The organism is Paenarthrobacter sp. NPDC091711 (assembly GCF_044756605.1).
Taxonomy (GTDB): Bacteria; Actinomycetota; Actinomycetes; order Actinomycetales; family Micrococcaceae; genus Arthrobacter.
This window is the reverse complement of the sequence record NZ_JBIVTF010000019.1, coordinates 19,236-37,472: the sequence shown is the minus strand read 5'-3', so window position 1 is coordinate 37,472 and position 18,237 is coordinate 19,236. Positions and strand designations below refer to the sequence as shown.

Genomic DNA, 18,237 nt, shown 5'->3' with positions numbered 1-18,237 from the left:
CAGGGCGACGAAGGCCGAGTGAAGGACAATGATGACCATCCACCCTGAGGACGCGCGGATTTCCGAGGCGCGGCTGCAGCAACTGCATCGACGAATAGGCGGCATTGCCTACGGCGGAGATTACAACCCCGAGCAATGGCCGCGCGAAGTATGGCTCGAGGACGCCAAACTCATGCAGCAAGCAGGAGTGAACCTGGTGACCCTGGCGGTGTTCTCCTGGAGCCGGTTGGAAACCACTGATGGCGTCTTCGACTTCAGCTGGCTGGACGATGTTATGGACCTGATGCATGAGCACGGCATCGGCGTTGACCTCGCTACACCGGACGCCGTTCCGCCGGCATGGCTGGTGGAGCAGCACCCGGACATGATGCCGGAACGCGCCGATGGCAGCATCTTCGGTTTCGGATCCCGCCAGCACTTCGACGTTTCCCACCCCGTGTACCGGGCCAAGTCATTGGCCCTTACGGAGAAGATGGGGGAGCGCTACGCCAATCATCCTGCCCTTCGCATGTGGCACGTCGGGAACGAATACGGTCCGGTGTCCTACGGTCCGTGGGCTGAGAAAGCGTTCAGGGAATGGCTGCAGCGTAAATACTCTTCGCTAACTGAACTGAACGAGGCCTGGAGCACCGCTGTTTGGGGTCAGCTCTACTCGGACTGGAACCAGGTTCGCGTCCCGGAGCAGCCCCGCACATGGTCCAACCCCTCGCGCCGCTTGGACTTCCATCGGTTCACCTCCGACAGCATGCTGGAACACTTCACGGCAGAACGGGACATCCTACGCCGGCACAGCCCGGATTTGCCGATCGTCACCAACTTCATGCGCTTCTACAAAACCAACGACTACTGGGCTTGGGCCGCTGAAGAAGACGCCGCCGCGCTGGATATCTACCCGGACCCACGCGAAGAAAACGCCCATATTGCCGCGGCCTTGAACTTTGACCTCATGCGCTCACTGCGGAACGGCCAGCCGTGGATGGTGATGGAGCAGGCCACCGGCGCGGTCAGCCAATGGTCCGTCAACGTCTCAAAGCTTCCGGGCAAGATGCGCCTGGGTTCATATCAAGCCATAGCCCAAGGAGCGGACTCCATCCTCTTCTTCCAATGGCGTCAGGCCAAAGGCGGGACAGAGCGTTACCACTCGGCCATGGTGAGCCACGCTGGTCCGAACACCCGGATTTTCCGGGAAGTGTGCGAGCTCGGCCAGGAGCTGAAGTCCTTTGGCGATCTGACAGGCACGCGGTCAACGGCGAACGTGGCCATCATGTTCGACTGGGACTGCTGGTGGGCGTTGGAACTGGGCAACTCACCCCGCTCGGACCTGAACTATGCGCAGGAAGTCCTGCGTTTCTACCGCCCACTTTTCGACGCCAACATCACCGTTGATTTCGTCAACGCCAGCAGCGACCTCTCCCCGTACAGTCTGGTGATCATGCCGGCGTCGTACCTCCTCACGGACCACGCCGCCGGGCGTATCGAAAACTACGTTGCCGATGGCGGGCGACTGATGGTCTCCTACCTCTCCGGCATCGTGGATCAGAACAACACCATCCGACTGGGCGGCTACCCGGGCGCCTTACGGAACGTCCTGGGCGCGTGGAGCGAAGAGATGCATCCGCTCGCTGGAGAAGACGAGCAAGTAAAACTCGCAACATCCGACGGCGGAACCTCCTCTGCGAGCTACTGGACGGAGCATCTGCATGCCGAAACGGCGGAGGTCCTGGCCAGCTACTCATCTGGTCGCTTGTCCGGAACGCCGGCAGTCACGCGTAATTCGTTTGGCCTCGGCACCGCCATGTACCTGTCGGCACGCGTGGACGACGGCTTCCTGAACCGGCTTCTCGACGACGAGCTCCTCGCTGCCGGTGTGGAACCGGAACTGAAGACGCCTGCGGGGGTTCAGGTCCGACGTCGTACTGGCACCAGCGCTGACGGCACCGCCAAGAGCTTCCTCATGGTGCTCAACCACAACGACGCACCGTCCAGCGTGGACGTGCTCGACGGCGGCACGGACCGGATCAGCGGACGCGCGGTTGAAGGGTCTGTTGAGATCCCTGCCAACGGCGTCCTGATTCTCGACGAAACAGCAGGGTAGGAGGCGAACCATGGCACTTCGACTGGATGTTCCACCCAAGGTGGTCCCGGGCGCTGAGCCCGGTAGGGCGAAGAAGCGGCGCGACAAGCCCGGGAGCTGGAAACTGGCCATCAAACGCGACTGGCGTTTGTACACGCTGCTTGCGTTGCCGTTGCTGTACTTGCTGATTTTCAGGTACTTGCCGATGGCGGGCAACGTGATTGCCTTCCGCCAGTTCCAGCCCGGCGGCAGCATCTTCGGTGAGAAGTGGGTTGGCCTCAAGTACGTCACCCTTTTCATCAACGATCCCAGCTTCTGGCAGGCGTTCCAGAACACCATCATCCTGGGTGTTCTGACCTTGGTGTTCTGCTTCCCGATGCCCATCATCTTCGCGCTGTTGCTCAATGAGCTGAGGTCGCAGAAGTTCAAGAAGTTCGTGCAGACGGTGGCCTACCTGCCGCACTTCATGTCCGTGGTGATTATCGCCGGCATGATCCTGCAGAACTTCTCCATGAACGGCACCGTGAACCAGATCGCGGAATCCCTGTTCGGCACCACCGTGAACTTCACCCAGGATCCGGGCTGGTTCCGGCCCATGTACATCAGCTCCGAGGTGTGGCAGACCATGGGGTGGGGCGCCATTCTCTATCTCGCCGCACTGACGCGGGTGGACGAGTCCCTGTATGAGGCCGCACGGATCGATGGCGCCAACCGCTGGCAGCAGACCTGGCACGTGACCCTTCCCGCCATCAGGCCGACCATCATCACACTTCTGATCCTGAACATCGGCACGTTCATGGCTGTCGGGTTCGAGAAGATCCTCCTCATCTACAACCCGCTCAACTACGCAACGTCAGACGTCATCTCCACCTACCTGTACCGGGTGGGCCTGGAATCCAGCAACTTCAGCTACGCGGCCGCAATCGGAATGTTCGAATCCGTCATTGGCCTCACGCTGATCCTCTCAGCGAACGCGATCTCCAAGCGCGTCGCAGGAACGAGCCTGTGGTGAACAAGACAGCAACTGCCATTCGGGGCGCCGCAGCCCAAGGCGTCCTCTTGAAGGATATGAAAGTATCCCGCGGCATGCGGATCTTCCGGGCCTTCAACCTGGTGTTCCTGCTGCTGGTGGTGTTCCTGACGGTGTACCCGTTCCTGAACATCATTGCCCAATCGTTCTCCAGCGAAGGGTTCATCAACGCGGGACAGGTCAACCTGTTTCCGATGGGCTTCAACACCGAGACGTACAAGCTGATCCTGGCCGACTCCACCTTCTGGAACAACTACGGCAACACCGTCCTCTACACCGTGGTGGCCACCGCGATATCGATGGTGCTCACCACGTCCTTCGCCTATGCGATTGCCAAAAAGGACCTCAAGGGACGCAGCGTCTTCATTGGACTGGCCGTCTTCACCATGTTCTTCAATGGTGGGCTCATTCCCAACTATGTGCTGATCAGTTCCCTGGGCATGCGCGATTCCATCTGGGCCGTGGTGCTGCCGAACGCCATTAGCGTGTTCAACCTGCTCATCATGAAGTCGTTCTTCGAGAACATGCCCCGCGAACTGGAGGAAGCTGCTTCGATTGACGGGCTCACGCAGTACGGCATCCTCTTCCGGGTGGTGCTGCCGCTCAGCAAAGCAATCATGGCCACCATGGTGCTGTTCTACGCCGTGGCCAACTGGAACTCGTGGTTCCAGGCCTTTCTCTACCTCGACAACCCGGATCTCTTTCCGGTCACCATCTACTTGCGCAACATGATCGCCGGAGTCACCACAGCGGGCTCCGCAGGCGGCACAGCGGAAAACGTCGGCCAGATCGCCGCCAACATCCAGTCGGTCACCATCGTCCTGACCGTCATCCCCATCCTTTGTGTCTACCCCTTCGTCCAGAAGTACTTCTTCTCGGGCGTGATGCTCGGCTCCGTCAAGGAATAAGCCTTATGAAAGGACATCCAATGATCCACACACCTGAGTTCCGCACACGGGACTTCCGCCGGCGAGACTTTCTGGGACTCGCATCCGTTGTCACCATCGGATTGATGATGACCAGTTGCGATTCCGACACCACAGAAAAGGTGGACACGTCCAAGTCCCGCAACGGCGCGATGGAAAGCTTCGGTGTCGGTGACACGTTCAAGGCGACGGTGCCGTTGACGTTCACCTTCCTGTTCTCCGACCAGCCCACCTACCCCTACAAGAAGGACTGGCTGCTTCTGACCAAGATGGCCGGCGACAACAACCTCACGCTGGAACCCACCATCGTGCCCAACAGCGATTACGAACAGAAGCGCAGTCTGCTCATCAGCTCCGGAAGCGCGCCGGAAATCATCGCCAAAACCTACCCGGGGCAGGAGTCCGCGTTTGTCTCGGCCGGCGCAATCCTGCCCGTCAGCGACTACGTGGACCTGATGCCGCACTTCCAGGAAAAGGTGAAGAAGTGGAAGCTCGAGCCAGAGATTGAAGCGCTGACGCAGGAAGACGGCAAGTACTACGTCCTTCCCGGTCTGCATGAGGAACTGTGGCCGGATTACTCACTTTGCTTCCGCAAGGACGTGCTGAAGAAAGAGGGCCTTTCGGAGCCCACCACCTGGGACGAATTCCGGGAAGTGCTCCGGTCGCTTAAGAAGGCTTATCCCGACGTCGTGCCCTTCTCGGACCGCTTCAAGGGCGACAGCGTCCTCAACATCGGCGCCCCTTCCTTCGGAACCGTGGCCGGTTGGGGACTTGTGGACGGACTGTTGTTCGATGAAGACAAGAAGGAATTCGGCTTCGCGGCCGGCTCGGACAAGTTCAAGGAACTGGTTACCTACTTCAACTCGCTGGTCTCTGAAGGACTGATGGACCCCGAGAGCTTCACCCAGACTGACGACTCCGCGATCCAGAAGTTCGTGTCGGGCAAGTCCTTCGTGATCAGTGCGAACTCGCAGAACGTCATCACGTACCGCACGTCCATGGAGCAGTCCCTGGGCAAGGGTAACTTCGAGATCGGCAAGATCACGGTTCCGGGAGGTCCTGCCGGCGACATCATCGGTGGTACCCGTCTTGAAAACGGACTCATGCTGAACTCGTCCGTGAAGGACAAAGACAGCTTCGTGGCGCTCATCCAGTACATCGACTGGTTGTTCTATAGCGATGCCGGGCAGGAATTCAGCAAGTGGGGCGTGGAAGGAACCACCTTCACCAAGTCCGGCGGTAAGCGTCAACTCGCAGCAGACATCAACTTCCAAGGACTCAACCCGGCCGGCACCAAGGACCTGAGGGTGGACTACGGCTTCTCCGGCGGCAACTTCGCCTACGGAGGCGCCACCGAGCTGCTGCACTCCACCTTCAACGATGAAGAGCTCGCGTTCCAGAAGGCCATGAAGTCCAAGAAGCCGCGTCCGGTTGCCCCGCCGGTGCCGTTTAGCGATGTTGACCGCGAGCAGGCCACCCTGGCGCTGACCCCGCTCAAGGACCACGTGAAGCAGAACGCCCTGAAGTTCATCACCGGTCAGCGCAGCCTCAGCGAGTTCGACGCCTACGTCAAGGAGCTCGATAGCAAGGGACAGAGCAAGTACGTGGAGTTGGCGAACAAGGCGTACAAGGCGTACGCGGACAAGAAGTAGCCTCACATGGCAGCGAAGAAGGACGAATACGGATCCGGGCCGTTATTCAAAGCGGCAGGCACGGTGTACGGCGTTATGTTCGTGAGCGCTCTGTTGGCGCTGGCCAACGTGTTAGTGATTCTCCTTCCGCTGCTGCTTGGGCTGATTGGCCCCGCGGCATTGCTGGGCTTTGTGCTGCTTGGACCGTCCGTCGTGGCTTCCTGCTACGCCTTCAACCGACTCCTGGCGGGCGCGGACAGCGGGGTGTCCCACGATTTCCTCAAGTCGTATCGGAACAACTTCGGCCAGGCAATAGTGGTGTGGCTGCCCTACATGCTGTTGCTGGCGGTCATCGCGTTCAACCTCGCTGTCCTGCCGGGCAGCAACCCTGAAACGGTTGCTGCCCGGACCGGGCTGGTGGGGCTTGGCCTTCTGGTGAGCACAGCTGCACTGCATGCGATGCAGCTGCTGGCCCGCTTCACTTTCCGTACAGTGGACATCTACCGGCTGTCCATCTACAGCATTGGTGCCCGGAAGCGGGTAGCGATCGGGAACGTGGGGATCCTTTTTATTGCCGGGTTCGTGCTGATCTCCACCAGTGTGTGGCTGCTGCTGTTTGTTGGCGGCCTGGTGGTCTACCTGTTGTGCTTGAACTCCCGGCCGCTGCTGGCGTTTGTGGAGGAAAAGTTCACTGTGGATGGAGAAAGCTCTCCGGCCGGGCCCTCCCTGGTGGGCTAGAGGTTCGTCCGGACTACCGCACCTTGGGCGACCACTGTGCTGACCTTCTCCAGTGCGGAGCCATCCGTTAGCGGATCCGAGTCAACAATTACGACGTCGGCCATTGAGCCACGCACCAGGCGCCCCACACTTTCGCCGCGTCCCAGCAAACGGGCAGCATTCGTTGTGGCGGCTTGGAGTGCTTCCAAGGGTGTCAGGCCCGCTTCGGCCAGCAGGCGTGCTTCCGTTCCGATGGGAGTGACATCCGTTCCGAAGGAATCGGTTCCGGCCACAATCGTGACGCCGGCATCCTTGGCTGCCCGGACTGCGGCCTGCAGGATGGGCGTGTATTCCTTACCCCGGGCGGCAAGGATGGGGTTGGTGGAATTGGCCATACTGGTGATCGCATCCATGGTGGGAGTGAAGAACGTGCCTCGCCGGGCCATGTCATGGATGGTCTTCTCCGTCATGAAGACGCCGTGTTCGATGCTGCGGACACCGGCCCGAACCGCGCCGTCAATGCCCTCAGCACTGTAGGCGTGGCAGAGGACGCCGGCACCCTTGGCTGCCTTGACGATCGCTCCGATCTGGTCCACGTTGTACACCAGCTCGCGGGGGTCCTGCTCCGGAAGGCCTGCCCGTGGATTGGCTCGCGTCTTGATGACTTCCGCACCGCGCTTGAGGTTGATACGGGTGAGGTATGCAAGATCTTGGGGCTCTTTGACTCCACCGCTCAGGGTCGCCAGTGGCGCCAGGTCCGGATCGGCCAGCAGGGAGTCGCCCTGGTCCGGCGAGATGAACAGGCCCGCCGGAGTCATTCTGGGTGAGAGGCCAGGCGCCCACGATGGCAGGGCGGCCAGGGCAATGTCCTGATAGAAGGTGCTCGAACCGCTGCGGACACTGGTGGCCCCGCCTTGCAGCAGGGTGCGGGCGTCGGCCAGCGCGTTGGCGTGGACGTGGGCGTCGACGAGTCCCGGGAGCACCCATTTGCCCGAGGCGTTCAGCACGCGGGCACGCTTCGCGACGGCGGCCACGGCCTTCCGCGTTTCGTCGCGGCTTCCGACGGCGGTGACCTTGCCGCCGTCGAGCACCACCACGCCGTCGGCCACGGCGTCGCCGGTCTTGGGGTCAACCACCGTTCCGCCCTCAATGATCACGGACTGGGTGTTCAGCGGCTTGCCGGGGTAGTTCGGTCCCGCCTGGCCGTTGTCCGCAAGGGCGGCTGGCGCTGATGCCAGCTGTGCGGCGATACCGGCCACGGAGATCCCGGCTAGGGCTGCGGCTCCGGCGAGGATGCCGCGGCGGGGCAACTCGCCCTGGGGTTTGGGCGCTGAGGTGTGATCGTGAAGGCACATGGGGACTCCTGGGGAACGAGCTGCGGGGCCGCTACTTGACTGCGGACCGCATTTGGTATTCCAGAATGCCTCAGAAGGTGGATGTGATGCAAGCAATACCTGCAAATGACTGTGAGTGTTCGCAATCCTGGTATGCCAGATCTTCTTTTCGGGAAGTGAACACACCAAGCACTCATCCGCCCCTATCGGTCGGGCTGCGTATCACCCGCCCCCATCACCACACGGCGGAGGAACGCGCGCACCATGCTGGGGCAGCGCCCGGCCCAGTCTGTGGCAGGTTGATGTTCTCTGCGTTCTCTATGTTCTCTGTGGTGTGTGGTGGTGGTTTCGCCGGGGTGTTTGCCGGGGATCGATGTGGGGTGGAGGGACGAACCACGGGACCCCGGATGTCATGTCGATGCGCCACTGCTCTTTATGGATGAGGTGGTGGTGGTGGCTGCAGAGCAGGGTGCCGTTGTCGGTGCTGGTGGTGCCGCCGTGTGACCAGTAGGTGGTGTGGTGGGCTTCGCACCATGGTGCGGGCATGGTGCAGTCGGGGAAGGCACAGCCGCCGTCGCGGGCGGTGATGGCTTTGCGGATGTGGGGTGGGAAGATCCGGGTGGTCCGTCCGATGTCCAGTACGCGGGAGTCGCTGCCGAGCAGGACGGGGAGGATGTCCGCGTCGCAGGCAATTTTCCGGATGGTGTTCGGGTGGATCGGGCCCAGAAAAGTCGCCGTCCCTGAGCTGAGGTGGTTCCGGGCTGTGGCGTTGTGGCCGGGTTGGTTTCCCCGGTGGTGTGTGAGTTGTTCGAAGAGGTCGCGGTGGTCGATGGTGACCGTGAGTTGGGGTCGGAGGCCGCCGTTGGAGGGCAGCTTGCCGGTGCTCATCGCGACACCGCACGCACCGACGAGGCCGTCGAGGAGTTTCTGCGCCCGGGAGCGACGGTCCAGGTCCGGGCCGCGATCCGGTGCGGATTCGTCGTTGTGGGTGGTGTTCTGGAGTCGGGGGTTGGTGGCGATGTTCATGACGGTGGTGAGGGTTTCGTATTGCTCGGTGGTGGCGAAGATTTCGAGGTGGTGGAGACCGTGGCGGCGTTTGCGTCGGAGGAATGCGCCTTGGAGCTGGCGGAGTGCTTCTTCGGAGGGCTCGTGGCCGTCTTGATCGATCAGGTCGGTCCAGCGCCGTGCCATCTTGGCCACGAAGTCAGGGTCGGACTCCACCGCGGTGGTGGTGAGGGCTTGTTCCATCCGGGTGATGGTCTCTTCATCGGCGAGGTGCCGGACTTTGTCCAGGGCGCTACTGATGATCGTCGCGGACCGGGAAGGCACCAACGCCGATCCGATAGCTGCGGCCAACACTTCGCGTCGGGCCGGGACGTCTTGCCCGGTCATTCCCACCCGGGGCAGCACCTCGGCTGAGAGAGCAAGCCGGCGCCGGGCCTCCCCGATGCCGATCCGCAACCGTGCCCGAAGGAACTCCGCCGCGTTCCGGTACCCATCATCCAAACCGCCAGCCGTCGCAGCCGGGGTTGCTCCCGCCGGCTCCGCACCCGCCGGGACCGCACCCACCGGGGCCGTACCCGCTGAGACAGCGGCTGCGGGAACCGCCGAAGCCCCTGCCGGATCAGTCCAACCTGTACGCCACTCCGGTGCTACCGCCGACGACCTGCCCGGTTGGGCTTGCTGCGCTTCGTGTCGGGTACGTTCCACCGCCTGTGCCGCAACAACCTGCAAGTACTCCAATGACCGGGACATCTCTTCGATCCTGTCGGCAAAGCCGGCGGCCTCCTCGAACCCGAAGAGCCGGGCCTCGTCGGCGATGGATTCGCGGAGCGAACTCAGGGCGTCGTCCGTCTTCGTCATACGAAAAACATGATCCATGGCCGCTGGGTTCACGTTTGCTGTCGAGCTGAATCCCGACGACCACGTCAACGCCTCCCGGCCGCGAGGCAGCTCCCTGGATCGGGGGCGATCCGCGATGGCGCCTGCCGCCGTCGTACTTTTGAACGCTGCCAGCCTCTCTGGCACGCCGAGAGACCTTAGGGAGTCGCGTCGTGGGAGCGCCGGAGCGCGGGACAGCCCAACCCGCTGCGCGATGATCGTCCCGATGGCTCCCATACAACAAACCTGTCATGGGGCTCTGACATTTTTAGCGGGAAGGGCGTACCCGGTTACGTAGTGATCTGCTCGCGCAGGATATCCGCGTGCCCGCAGTGCTGCGCGAGCTCCCTCAACATGTGGAGGTAGACCCATCGGAGGGGGAGCGGCCCGCGGCGGTTCCCCAGCAGCAGATCGTCGAGGCCCAGCTCAGCAACCGCCCGCCGGGACGCCTCGCACGCTTCCTGGTGGGCTGCTTGAATGCTGACGATGGTGTCGTGCTCGTCCAGGATGAACGACTCGTCAGGTGACGCCGGGATGCCAATCTCTGCGCGGGACCTTCGCGTGATGGCTTCGTCGAACCACACCTTCTCCACGAAAGTCGCATGCTTTACCAAGCCCAGCAGCGTGGTCCGCGACGGGACCAGTCGCCGTCGTGCTTGTTCTTCCGTGAGCCCATCCAAACTGGCGTTCAGGGCTCTGCGGTGCTCGTCCAGAAAGGTGTCGAACTGAATGCGGGCACTCTGGTTGATGACGTCGTCGGCAACAGTCTGAGGGAGTTCGCTCATCCGAAAACCACCGTGCCGTCGTCGTCGATCTTCCAGCCGGGGTTGTGCGCAATCTCCCAGACGATCCCGTTCGGATCCTTGACGTGGCCGTGGAAGATGCCGCCGAAAGCGCCGGCCTGGGCGGGTTTGATGACCGTGGCGCCTGCGGCCACCAGGGCGTCGATGGTGCTGGACACTTTCTCCGGACTGCCCACGTTGTGTGAGAGAGTCACTCCGCTGACGCCCGGTGTAGGCGTTGCGCTGTTGAGGTCCTGATCGAACTTTTCGGCGTCGAACAGGCCGAGCATCAGCCCCGGCGCAATCTGGAAGAAGAGAATCTCTCCGGGAACATCCATGGCCGGATCCCAACCGAGCCCGTCCTTATAGAAGGCGCGCGCGGCGTCGAGGTCCGGCGTGGCGAACGTGAGGAAATGTAGTCGCTGGTCCATGAGGGAAGCCTAGCGGGAAGGTGCGAACGACACAGTGCCACAATGAGGGCATGGTGGAACCAGCTCATCCCAAGCGTCGCCGGGCAGCGTCGTGGATTCTTGCGGTGGTGCTGGCTGTGTGCGTCACGATGGGCGCTGTGGGGTGTAGCCCTTCCCTGGGTTCGCCGCCCTGCATGCCTCCCGAATATCAAGTGAAGCCTTCGTCTGCCAAACCTGGCGAAGCAGTGACGGTTTCGGCGCCGGATGCGACGTGTAACCCCCGTTATGGCAGCAATGCCCAAATCCGCATTGTGTTCACCGACGGCATGGGAGTTGAGGTCCTCAACACCACTGCGCCCATGACCGACAAAGGTGGGTTCGCCTTCACCACAGAAGTGCCCACTCCCACGGCAGTGGGTGAGGTGGCCGTTTACGCCGCGCCGGAGGGAGTCGACTGGTGTGATGACACGGGCAAGAACAACCGCGCCGGTTCCGGCGAGGGCGAGCTGGAGATGGCCTCCTGCGCGAAGCCCTTGAAGCCACTCACCATCACAAAGTAGCCAACGGCCAGTCCTGTTGAGACCCGGTCCGAGCGTGGGAGGATGGAGCAGTGGAACCCCTCTTCGACTTCCTTGGCAGTTACTGGTGGCTCATTTTCCCTATCGGCGGGATGGCTGGCGGCTGGGCAAGTCAGTGGTCCAAGGCCAGTGCGGAGCGGCACCGGCGCAAAGTGGAGTTGTTGAAGTTGAAGAACCAACTCGCGGTGCACGAGGAAGCCAACCAGGCCGAGGTAGTCTCGCTGATTGCTGCGCACGATTCCGTGAACCACAGGTGGCTTGAGTACGAGCTCGACGTAGGAAACCTCATCGACTTCCCGCTCATGACGGACGTCCGCGAACCGCTGACGGTCGCGTTCCTGCGCGCCAAGAAGGAGGCCGACGGCTTACGTCCCGCCACCCCTGAAGAAATTTCGACGCCGGCCAGGCTGGCTGAGTATCGGGCGGCTGTCCACAGCTATGAACTCGCTTTCGACGTTGCTGAGCGTGAAGCAAGGCGTATCAAGGACGGTAACTTCAGCGGCCCCGAACGCCAACGGCTGGCAACGGCCAGGAAACTGCTGCGCATCGCCGAGGACACCGCAGCCACCCCCGCCGAACGTCAAACGGCATACAAGCGTGCCCGTAAGGAACTCGATGGCCTGATCGTCCTTCCGGAGGCAACCGTCGCTGCACTCGAGAGCAAGATCATCAGCATGCTGGACGAACGCAAGGACCCGGACACAGACGCGCGGCTCGCTTGAGGTCGAGGCAGAGGCGTGTGGCTTCACCACCTTCTTTGAGCTGCGAAAGGCAGTTTTGCAACCCAATTTGGGTGAATTCGGGTGGCCGCGGCTCCAAAGAGGGTGGCGACGGTACGCCTGACGGGACGTGAGCTAGCTCAACTCCACGCCCATCACTGTCCGCACCATTGAACCGCCAAGATCGTCCTCGAGATGGCGCATGCCAAGGCGCTCAGCAACCCGGAGCGAGGCCGCGTTGTCGGGATGGATGATTGCTACAAGCAAGGCAGCGCCGACAACATCGCGGGCGTATTCCAGGCACGCCAGGGCCGCTTCCGTCGCATACCCTCGCCCCTGAAGTTCCAACCGTACGTGGTATCCGACTTCGAGTTCGGGCCGCCCATTGACGTTCTGCCACGTCAGTCCGCAATCGCCCACGAACCCGCCGTCGAGCGTTTCCACAATCCACAATCCAAATCCGTCGCGTGCGTAGTTAGCCTGGTTCCAGGCGATCCACTGCTCGGATTCTTCCCGTGACTTCGCTGCGGGGTAGTACGTCATCACTGCGGGATCACCGAGCATGGAACTCATGATGTCCAGATCTGCGAGCGTCATCTCGCGGAAGCGCAGCCGGGCCGTGGAGTGGGGGAGCATCCCCGAAGCCTAACTGCAACATGGCTGTACCGCCCCACCTTCTATCCGCGCCGCACCTCCACTGGCGTCAGCATCTCGCGTTCGAACCCCACCACGCGTCGCGGTCCATCCAGAATGACCTCATGGGTAGCAGCATCGGACGTACTGGACGTGGAAACGTGCAGTTTCACCAGCCCGGGCGTCACCACGCGCTGAAGGTCCAGCCCGGTGAAGGACGTACGGTCGGCATGGACCTCAAAATCGACGACGGCGGACGCGCCGGCTTCCAGCTCGACGCGGGCGTAGCCGATCAGCTCACGGACTGGACGGACCACTTCGCCCACCGGATCCTCAAGGTACAGCTGGACTACCTCTGCACCATCACGCGAACCAGTATTCGTGACCGTGCAACTCACAAGCACCGAGTCCGACGTCGACATGGTGGGCGCGCTGCAGCGGTGACCGGAAATCTCAAAGGTCGTATAAGACAGACCGTGCCCGAAGCCGAACAGCGGTGAGGGGTCCAACGCGCTGACCCCGCTGGGTCCGGCGAGCTTCGAATGTAAGTAGGTCCCGGGCTGTCCGCCAGGGGAACGAGGCACTGATACGGGCAGCTTCCCGGAGGGATTGACGATCCCGGTCAGAACGTCCCACAGAGCCTCGGCACCTTCTTCTCCCGGGAAGAAACCTTGGACGATCGCGTGGGTGCGGTCAATAAAGTCACCCAGTGCATAGGGTCGACCGCTGAGTACCACCACCACGGCGCGAGTCCCGGACTCGGCACAGGCAGCGAGAACCCGGTCCAGCATCCGGTGCTGGTCGCCGGGAAGACGGAGGTCGGCGGCGTCGTTCCCTTCGCCCGAAGTGCCGCGCCCAAACAGTCCGGCATTGTCACCCACCACCACCACGCACGTGTCCACGGAGGAAGCCACGCGGCAGGCTTCGCCGATCTGTTCTTCCGTGGCCGCTTCGCAGTTACCGGTGACGGAGGTAAGCACGCGACCAAAACGGCCAGAAGCAACACCTGCCACGGAGGGTACGGAAATGCCCATCGGCACCTCCGGATGCGACGCACCAACATGGGCGTCGAAGGAGTAACAGCCCAGCATCGCAAAGGGGTCCTCGGCCAACGGCCCCACGACGCCCAAAGAACCCAGGGAAGCACCCAGCGCGAGGGGCAGTGCCGGTGCACCCTGAAGCTCCCGGTTAGTCAGCAGCACCAGGGATTGCGCCGCCAACTCCCGCGCCAACGCCCGGTTCTCCACAGGATCCAGCTCAAGCGCCTTCACCTCAGACAACGCCGAGGGAGCAGCAGAGAAATCCGGCGACAACAAACCAAGCTCGGCTTTCTGCGTGAGCACCCGTCGCAGGGCCTGGTCAACCACGGATTCGTCCAACCCACCTTCGCGGATGCGCCGCAGCAGCGGCTCGCCGAAACAGTTCACGGTAGGCAATTCCACATCAACGCCCGCGGTAAGCGCCAGCACGGCGGCGTCACCGGAGTCTGCAGCTACTCCGTGCGTGATGTCCAGAAACGCAACGCCGAAGTAGTCGGCCACCACTGTGCCGGCGAAGCCCCAGTCCTCACGAAGCAGCCCGGTCAGAAGGGCGCGATTCGCGGCGGCCGGTACGCCGTCGACGTCGGTATATGCGTGCATGACCGAGCGCGGACCACCGTGGCGGATCGCCATTTCAAACGGTGGCAGCATGACGTCCGCAAGTTCGCGGGGGCCCATGGAGACGGGCGCGTGGTTGCGCCCGGCCTGGGATGCTGAGTAGCCCACGAAGTGTTTGAGGGTGGCCACGATGCCGGTGGATTCCAGGCCTTGGACGTAAGCGGTTGCGACCGTCCCCACGAGGTACGGATCCTCGCCGATGGTCTCTTCAACGCGGCCCCAGCGGAGATCACGCACAACATCCAGCACGGGAGCCAAGCCTTGGTGGATGCCCAAGGACCGCATGCTCGCGCCAATCCTGGAAGCCATTTCACGCACCAATGCAGGGTTGAAGGTGGCGCCCCAGGCGAGCGGTACGGGGAAAGCTGTAGCTTTCCAGGCGGCCAGACCGGCTAAGCATTCCTCGTGAACCTGCGCAGGTATCCCAAATCGGGACGCGGCCATGATCTGCTCTTGCGCGGCGGCCAGTCGGCGAGCGCCCTCAGCGGGTTCTAAGGGAACGGTTCCGTACATGCGGGTGATCTGACCCAGGCCGTTGGCGATGATGTCGTCCCAGGAGCGGGTTTCGCCGGCCATCTGGCTCTGCAACGGAGCCACGGAATCGCCGTCAGTGGAAGCGTTGACCCACACTCCCACCAGCTGCGCAAGCTTTTCCTCAAGGGTCATCTCACGGATGAGGTGCTCTACGACGTCCGATGTGGGTATGTGGGCAAGTGCTTGCTGATCGGCGGCGCCGGTGCTCACAGGCTTCTCCTTGATTCTGAAGATGGTTTTTAGAAACTATCAGAAACATCTAATTACTTTCCATAGCCCAAATACCTTGACTTCGCTGCGACTGGCTCCATAGCGTTGATGACTAGCAGGCGGAAACTGGCCTCACGGCTGCGGAAAGCTGCTCACTAGTTTTAGAAACTTTCGGACTTTCATCTTTGATCCTGACGGAGAGACTCACATGCAGAAGTACAGAGTGGCCATTGTTGGCACGGGCGGGATAGCGGCAGTACACGCCTCCAATTTGGCCCGCACAGACAGTCGGGCTGAGGTTGTGGCAGCGTGCGACGTCGACGACGCACGGCTTCAGGCCTTCGCCGCGCAGCACGGAATAGTTGGCCGATACCAGAGCCTTACGGAATTGCTGGCTGAGTCCAAGCCGAACATCGTGCACCTCTGCACACCGCCCATGATGCACATCGACCAAGCGATCGAATGCCTCGAAGCCGGCGCGCACGTCCTGTCAGAAAAGCCGCCAGCCCTCAGTCTGGCCGACTTCGACCGCCTCAATTCCGCGGCAGCACAAGGCGGCGCACAGTTCTCCTGTGTCTTCCAACACCGCTTCGGTGACGCCTCAGCCGCAGCTCGCTCCCTGATCGGCGGCAGCGACTTTGGCCGTCCGCTCGTTGCTCGCTGCGACACTCTTTGGTACCGCCCCGACGAGTACTTCGACCTCCCATGGCGTGGCACCTGGAAGGCAGAGGGCGGCGGACCCACCATGGGTCACGGTATCCATCAGTTCGATCTCCTTCTTCACCTGCTCGGCCCATGGGAGGAGGTCAACGCCATCGCTTCACGGCAAGCCCGCGCCACGTCCACCGAGGACTTCTCCGCCGCATTGGTCCGCTTCGAAAACGGTGCCGCCGCAACAGTGATCAACTCGCTGCTCTCACCGCGCGAAACTTCAGACATCCGGATCGATTGCGAATTCGCCACGATCGAACTAAGCCACCTCTATGGCTACAGCACCAAGGACTGGACCATTACGGCAGCGCCCGGACACGAGGACACTGTTGGTTCTGCTTGGACGAGCCAACCGTTGGAGCGGGGAAGCGGACACTCCGCCCAGTTCCTTGCCATGTATGACGCGCTCGACGCCGGACTGCCGCTCCCAGCCGGCGCGGACTCAGCGAGGCAAACACTGGAGTTCGCTGCCGCGATTTACGCTTCGGCCTTCACCGGTCAGCCCGTGCGCCGCGGAGACATTGTTCCCGGGCACGCCTTTTACGAAGGCATGGACGGTGAGGGTCGCGGCACCCGCGTCCTGGCCTCCACAGCCCGCGCCTGATACCTACAGCCACCCCGACTCGTTCATTCAACGGAGTACCTGATGACCAGCACAACCCAGACAGCCTCAACCCAGACCGGCACCCTCAGCTACACCGACGACGGCCGTTCCCTGACCTTCACCATCGGAGCCCAGGACATCGCTACCTACACCTACGTCCCCAGTGATGACCAGTACGAAAGCCCCCGCCCCTTCTTTCACCCGCTGACCACGCTGGAAGGTGATGAAGTCACTATTTCCCGGCCATGGGACCATGTGTGGCACAAGGGTCTCTCCTGGGCGTTGCCGAACGTTGGGGAACACAACTTCTGGGGCGGAGCCACGTACACGCGGGAGACCGGCTACGCCAACCTAGACAACAACGGCGCCATGAACCACCAGGCGTTCACCAGCATTGAAGGCTCCGGCACCTCCATCACAGCCACCGAGCACCTGGTCTGGACAGCCCAGCCAGCAGAATCATCCCAGTCAACTGCGGCCTCTGACCCGGGCGAACCCCACAACGCACGCCCTCTCATCAAGGAACAGCGTCGGTTCGCCATCCACCTCCTACCGGCCGTAAACGCCTGGGCGCTCCTCTTCGAAACCACCATGGACAACGTCTCCGGCGAACAGATCCAGATTGGCAGCCCCACCACCGAAGGCCGCGATAACGCAGGTTATGGCGGCTTGTTCTGGCGTGGACCCAGGTCCTTCACGGGCGGGGAATTCCGATCCGAGAACGGAACCGGCGCGGACGAGTTCATGGGCACACGCTCACCCTGGATCGCGTTCACCGGCCAGCACGACGTCACGTGCCGCAAGTCCAGCATCCTGTTTGTCGAGGACCAAGCAAACCAAGGTGCCTCCAACCAATGGTTCGCCCGCTCTTCCATGTTCGCGTGCCTGGGCTCGGCGCCGTTCTTCAGCGAAGAAGTTCCCCTCAAGGTGGGCGAACCGCTCACCTACAGGTACGCCGTCGTCATAGCTGACGGCCCACTTGAGGACCAACGTGCCGCTGCGCTCGCCGACGCAGCGACGTCTGCGCTGGATGCCTGGGCCTGACATGTGCACATCCTTTCCGGGCGCCACGGCGGTGTCCGAAGTCAGTATTTACGATTGGCCGGGATCGGACGGCGCTGCTGGAGGGTCGCCGCATTTGCACACGGCGTCAACGGAGGCGTACGTGGTGCAGCAGGGGAGCGGCCGTTTGGAGACCCTGGATTCGCGGGGCTTCACTTCTACTTCGCTGGTGCCCGGGACGGTGGTTTGGTTTACGCCCGGCACAGTGCACCGCGCCATTAATGACAGCGGAGACCTCAGGGTGCTGGTGGTCATGCAGAATGCGGGGCTGCCGGAGAACGGCGACGCCGTGATGACCTTCCCGCCCGAGCACTTGGTGGACATCGACGCCTACTCGCGTGCTGCCTCCCTTCCTTCCCGGGACGCCGACGACGGTGACGCGGCTGCGGAGGCGGCCGCGCGCCGTCGTCGGGACCTGGCATTGGAAGGGTATGTGGAGCTGAAGGCAGCTGTCCTTGAGTCAGGAGTAGTGGCACTCGCCGATTTTCATGCGTCCGCCGCCCGGCTGGTGAGTGGCAAGAACGGCATGTGGCGGGGGTACTTGGCCGGTGGCGCGCAACGCCAGGCGGATTTGACGGGGCAGCAGTTGGAGTCTCTCGAATCTATGGAAAGTTTCTACTTGCAAGCTGCGAGGACTACGATGGGCGAACGGAAAACCCGCAGAATCTATGGCATGTGTGGCCGGATTCAGGCGTGGGAACTTTCCGAAACTGCAATCGTCGGGACGTGATTCCCGGCTTGAG

General features: G+C 62.2%; 16 protein-coding genes. 10 read left to right on the top strand and 6 right to left on the bottom strand.

Going from position 1 to position 18,237, the window contains the following annotated elements:
- Window positions 1–28 precede the first annotated feature (28 nt).
- Genes ACIQH5_RS20255 through ACIQH5_RS20235 form a run of 5 tightly spaced genes read left to right on the top strand, consistent with a single transcriptional unit; the run spans window position 29 to window position 6,399 of the window.
- Window positions 29–2,095, top strand: a complete 2,067-nt coding sequence (locus ACIQH5_RS20255) for a beta-galactosidase (protein ID WP_400406984.1) — start codon at window positions 29–31, stop codon at window positions 2,093–2,095.
- Window positions 2,096–2,105: 10 nt separating this feature from the next.
- Window positions 2,106–3,086 carry an ABC transporter permease gene (locus ACIQH5_RS20250; RefSeq protein ID WP_400406982.1) on the top strand — a complete coding sequence of 327 codons (981 nt, stop codon included), beginning with the start codon at window positions 2,106–2,108 and terminating at the stop codon, window positions 3,084–3,086.
- A gap of 56 nt (window positions 3,087–3,142) precedes the next feature.
- Entirely contained in the window at window positions 3,143–4,012 is an 870-nt protein-coding gene (locus ACIQH5_RS20245) for a carbohydrate ABC transporter permease (RefSeq protein ID WP_400407075.1), read from the top strand.
- A 5-nt stretch (window positions 4,013–4,017) separates the two neighbouring features.
- Entirely contained in the window at window positions 4,018–5,682 is a 1,665-nt protein-coding gene (locus ACIQH5_RS20240) for an extracellular solute-binding protein (RefSeq protein ID WP_400406979.1), read from the top strand.
- A 6-nt stretch (window positions 5,683–5,688) separates the two neighbouring features.
- On the top strand, window positions 5,689–6,399 hold the full coding sequence (locus tag ACIQH5_RS20235; RefSeq protein ID WP_400406977.1) for a DUF624 domain-containing protein: 711 nt from the start codon (window positions 5,689–5,691) through the stop codon (window positions 6,397–6,399).
- Here ACIQH5_RS20235 and ACIQH5_RS20230 read toward each other — a convergent pair.
- From ACIQH5_RS20230 to ACIQH5_RS20215, 4 genes are all read right to left on the bottom strand, one after another.
- The gene (locus ACIQH5_RS20230) at window positions 6,396–7,733 is read right to left on the bottom strand and encodes an amidohydrolase family protein (RefSeq protein WP_400406975.1); all 1,338 of its coding nucleotides are present in this window, start codon (window positions 7,731–7,733) and stop codon (window positions 6,396–6,398) included. The two genes, ACIQH5_RS20235 and ACIQH5_RS20230, sit on opposite strands and share 4 nt — an antisense overlap.
- A 297-nt stretch (window positions 7,734–8,030) precedes the next feature.
- The gene (locus tag ACIQH5_RS20225; RefSeq protein ID WP_400406972.1) at window positions 8,031–9,830 is read right to left on the bottom strand and encodes a DUF222 domain-containing protein; all 1,800 of its coding nucleotides are present in this window, start codon (window positions 9,828–9,830) and stop codon (window positions 8,031–8,033) included.
- A 53-nt stretch (window positions 9,831–9,883) separates the two neighbouring features.
- Window positions 9,884–10,378: a DinB family protein gene (locus ACIQH5_RS20220; RefSeq protein WP_400406969.1), complete on the bottom strand. Its 495-nt coding sequence runs from the start codon at window positions 10,376–10,378 to the stop codon at window positions 9,884–9,886.
- Window positions 10,375–10,806: a VOC family protein gene (locus ACIQH5_RS20215; protein ID WP_400406966.1), complete on the bottom strand. Its 432-nt coding sequence runs from the start codon at window positions 10,804–10,806 to the stop codon at window positions 10,375–10,377. The genes ACIQH5_RS20220 and ACIQH5_RS20215 overlap by 4 nt, the downstream gene beginning before the upstream one ends.
- A gap of 50 nt (window positions 10,807–10,856) precedes the next feature.
- On the opposite strand from ACIQH5_RS20215, the gene ACIQH5_RS20210 reads away from it, so the two are divergent.
- Both ACIQH5_RS20210 and ACIQH5_RS20205 read left to right on the top strand, forming a co-directional pair.
- Window positions 10,857–11,345, top strand: a complete 489-nt coding sequence (locus tag ACIQH5_RS20210; protein WP_400406964.1) for a hypothetical protein — start codon at window positions 10,857–10,859, stop codon at window positions 11,343–11,345.
- Window positions 11,346–11,395: 50 nt separating this feature from the next.
- Window positions 11,396–12,085, top strand: coding sequence for a hypothetical protein (locus ACIQH5_RS20205; RefSeq protein WP_400406961.1), 690 nt, complete (start codon window positions 11,396–11,398; stop codon window positions 12,083–12,085).
- 132 nt (window positions 12,086–12,217) lie between these two features.
- On the opposite strand, the gene ACIQH5_RS20200 is transcribed toward ACIQH5_RS20205, so the two are convergent.
- Entirely contained in the window at window positions 12,218–12,718 is a 501-nt protein-coding gene (locus ACIQH5_RS20200) for a GNAT family N-acetyltransferase (RefSeq protein WP_400406958.1), read from the bottom strand.
- A gap of 41 nt (window positions 12,719–12,759) precedes the next feature.
- Window positions 12,760–15,117, bottom strand: coding sequence for a glycoside hydrolase family 3 N-terminal domain-containing protein (locus ACIQH5_RS20195; RefSeq protein ID WP_400406955.1), 2,358 nt, complete (start codon window positions 15,115–15,117; stop codon window positions 12,760–12,762).
- A 208-nt stretch (window positions 15,118–15,325) separates the two neighbouring features.
- Here ACIQH5_RS20195 and ACIQH5_RS20190 point away from each other — a divergent pair, with 208 nt between their 5' ends.
- From ACIQH5_RS20190 to ACIQH5_RS20180, 3 genes are read left to right on the top strand one after another with little or no spacing between them, the layout of a single operon-like run.
- Window positions 15,326–16,432: a Gfo/Idh/MocA family protein gene (locus ACIQH5_RS20190; protein ID WP_400406952.1), complete on the top strand. Its 1,107-nt coding sequence runs from the start codon at window positions 15,326–15,328 to the stop codon at window positions 16,430–16,432.
- A 42-nt stretch (window positions 16,433–16,474) separates the two neighbouring features.
- Window positions 16,475–17,476 (top strand): PmoA family protein, encoded by a 1,002-nt coding sequence (locus ACIQH5_RS20185; protein WP_400406949.1) that lies wholly within the window; start codon window positions 16,475–16,477, stop codon window positions 17,474–17,476.
- A 1-nt stretch (window position 17,477) separates the two neighbouring features.
- Entirely contained in the window at window positions 17,478–18,224 is a 747-nt protein-coding gene (locus ACIQH5_RS20180) for a cupin domain-containing protein (RefSeq protein WP_400406946.1), read from the top strand.
- Window positions 18,225–18,237: the final 13 nt, after the last annotated feature.

What these genes read in the sequence shown, in the direction of transcription:
- ACIQH5_RS20230 (WP_400406975.1), bottom strand. Translation starts at nt 7,733, where the DNA reads ATGTGCCTTCACGATCACACCTCAGCGCCCAAACCCCAGGGCGAGTTG.
- ACIQH5_RS20185 (WP_400406949.1), top strand. Translation starts at nt 16,475, where the DNA reads ATGACCAGCACAACCCAGACAGCCTCAACCCAGACCGGCACCCTCAGC.
- ACIQH5_RS20225 (WP_400406972.1), bottom strand. Translation starts at nt 9,830, where the DNA reads ATGGGAGCCATCGGGACGATCATCGCGCAGCGGGTTGGGCTGTCCCGC.
- ACIQH5_RS20180 (WP_400406946.1), top strand. Translation starts at nt 17,478, where the DNA reads ATGTGCACATCCTTTCCGGGCGCCACGGCGGTGTCCGAAGTCAGTATT.
- ACIQH5_RS20235 (WP_400406977.1), top strand. Translation starts at nt 5,689, where the DNA reads ATGGCAGCGAAGAAGGACGAATACGGATCCGGGCCGTTATTCAAAGCG.
- ACIQH5_RS20255 (WP_400406984.1), top strand. Translation starts at nt 29, where the DNA reads ATGATGACCATCCACCCTGAGGACGCGCGGATTTCCGAGGCGCGGCTG.
- ACIQH5_RS20250 (WP_400406982.1), top strand. Translation starts at nt 2,106, where the DNA reads ATGGCACTTCGACTGGATGTTCCACCCAAGGTGGTCCCGGGCGCTGAG.
- ACIQH5_RS20215 (WP_400406966.1), bottom strand. Translation starts at nt 10,806, where the DNA reads ATGGACCAGCGACTACATTTCCTCACGTTCGCCACGCCGGACCTCGAC.
- ACIQH5_RS20200 (WP_400406958.1), bottom strand. Translation starts at nt 12,718, where the DNA reads ATGCTCCCCCACTCCACGGCCCGGCTGCGCTTCCGCGAGATGACGCTC.
- ACIQH5_RS20190 (WP_400406952.1), top strand. Translation starts at nt 15,326, where the DNA reads ATGCAGAAGTACAGAGTGGCCATTGTTGGCACGGGCGGGATAGCGGCA.
- ACIQH5_RS20210 (WP_400406964.1), top strand. Translation starts at nt 10,857, where the DNA reads ATGGTGGAACCAGCTCATCCCAAGCGTCGCCGGGCAGCGTCGTGGATT.
- ACIQH5_RS20245 (WP_400407075.1), top strand. Translation starts at nt 3,143, where the DNA reads ATGAAAGTATCCCGCGGCATGCGGATCTTCCGGGCCTTCAACCTGGTG.
- ACIQH5_RS20220 (WP_400406969.1), bottom strand. Translation starts at nt 10,378, where the DNA reads ATGAGCGAACTCCCTCAGACTGTTGCCGACGACGTCATCAACCAGAGT.
- ACIQH5_RS20240 (WP_400406979.1), top strand. Translation starts at nt 4,018, where the DNA reads ATGAAAGGACATCCAATGATCCACACACCTGAGTTCCGCACACGGGAC.